At 71.9% G+C, this 1,964-nt stretch carries 1 protein-coding gene and 1 pseudogene; both read right to left on the reverse strand.

From position 1 onward, the window contains the following. Positions 1–1,527 (reverse strand): annotated as a pseudogene (locus GJ633_RS16230) (proton-conducting transporter membrane subunit); the annotation flags it as partial. Beyond that, positions 1,524–1,964 (reverse strand): cation:proton antiporter subunit C (locus GJ633_RS16235; RefSeq protein ID WP_156589597.1); only part of this gene is annotated, 441 nt, incomplete at its 5' end. The gene GJ633_RS16235 and the pseudogene GJ633_RS16230, both read right to left, overlap by 4 nt.

A 1,964-nucleotide genomic window follows, 5' to 3' on the forward strand; every position in this document is an offset into this window, starting at 1 on the left:
GGGCGGGACGCGGTCCGGGACGCCGGGCGACCGCGGCGCGCCGTCGAGCGGCGAGACGGCGTCGGGCGCGTCGCGCCCCCCGTCGGCCGCGACGCCCGCCCCGGACGCGTCGTCACCGTGGCCGTGATCGCCGTGATCGTCGCCAGCACCGCCGTGATCGTCACCGGCGTCGTCGTGACCGCCGGGCAGGTCGACGCCGGCGAAGTAGAACCGCTCTATCAGCCGCGCGACGTACGACAGCGTGAGCAGCGTGCTGACGAGGATCACCGCCGCGACGCCGATCCCCGCCGGGCCGCCGCCGGCCATGCTGGCCTCGACCGCGCCGACGCGAGGTACCACTTGCCGAGGAAGCCGACAGACGGCGGGACGCCGACGAGCGCGAGCGCCCGAGGACCGCGACCGCGCCCGCGGTGTACGGCGCCTCCCGGGCGACGCTCGGGAGGTCTTCGATCCGGCGGCCGCCGTAGCCGAGCGCGAGCAGCCCGACCCCGAGGAACAGCCCGAACTTCAACAGTCCGTGACCGACGAGGTGGACGATCCCGCCGAGCAGCGCGGTCTCGTTCGCGAGCGCGACCGCGGCGACGATCATCCCGAACTGCGCGACCGAGGAGTACGCGAACATCCGCTTGAGGTCCGACTGCATCGCCGCGAGCGCGGAGCCCGCGAGGATCGAGGCGCCGGCGACGACGAGCATCGTCGTCGTGATCGCGTCGTTCGCCGCGAGGAACTCGACGGTGAACACGGTGTAGCTCACGCGGATCAGCGCGTAGGCGCTCGCCGTCGAGACGAGCGCCGCGACGATCGTCGTGACGGCGTCGGGCGCGCGCTGGTAGGCGTCCGGCTGCCACGCGTGGATGGGGAACACCGCGATCTTCAGTCCGAGCCCGGCGACGATCAGCGCGTAGCTCGCGCGCACGAGCGTGTCCGCGTACCCGACCTGTGCGAGCTGCGCCTGCATGTCGAGCATGTTCAGCGTCCCCGTCGCGAGGAACGCGTAGCCGACGCCGAGCAGGTACAGCGAGGCGCCGACGGTGCCCACGACGAGGTACTTCAGGGACGCGTACGCGCTCGCCCCGGAGCGGTCGGCCGCGATGAGCGCGTACGTCGTGATCCCGACGATCTCTAGGAAGACGAACAGGTTGAACAGGTCGCCGGTGAGGACCATCCCCGAGAGCCCGGCGACCAACAGCAGGTAGGCGCTGTAGAAGGGGTTCCCGCGCGGCCGGCGACGCGCGCGAACGCGAGCGTCGCGACCGACACCGCGGCGACGAGCGCGAGCACGGCGGCCGACAGCGGGTCGGCGACCAGCTCGATCCCGATCGGCGGCTGATACGTCCCGAGCGCGTGCGAGAACCGACCGGAAACGGCCGTCTCCACGACGATCGCGGCGCTGATCGCCGCGTGCACGACGGTCGTGACCGCCGCCACCGGCCAGCCGGCGTCGGGGCGCGCCAGCCCGAGCGCGATCGGCAGAGTCGCCGCGACGATCGGCACCGCGATCGCGAGCGGCAGGAGGACGTCAGTCATCCGTCTCCCCCCCCGTCGGCGCCCCGGTGTCCCGGGATCGTCCCCTCGTCGCGGAGCAGCTCGCGGAGCGTGTCGGTACGGAGCGTCCCGTACTCGTCGTGGATCCGGATGCAGAGCGCGAGCCCCACGGCGGTGAGGCTCACGCCGACGACGATGGCGGTGAGGACGATCACGTGCGGGAGCGGGCTGACGTACGTCCCCGTCTCCGCGGCGCCGGACGGGACGATCGGGATCGATCCGCCCTCCACGTACCCGGAGGCGATGAAAAGCAGGAATATCGCGGTCTGGAACAGGTTGAGACCGATGATCTTCTTCACGAGGTTCGGGTTGGCTATCATCATGTAGAGGCCGATACACAGCAACACCGCGAACGCGACGTACGCGTGCCGCGTCGCGAGCACGTCGAGCGGCGATCCGGCGGCGATCCCGGCCGCGAG

The organism is Halorubrum sp. CBA1125, assembly GCF_009742825.1.
In the GTDB taxonomy this organism is placed as follows: Archaea; Halobacteriota; Halobacteria; order Halobacteriales; family Haloferacaceae; genus Halorubrum.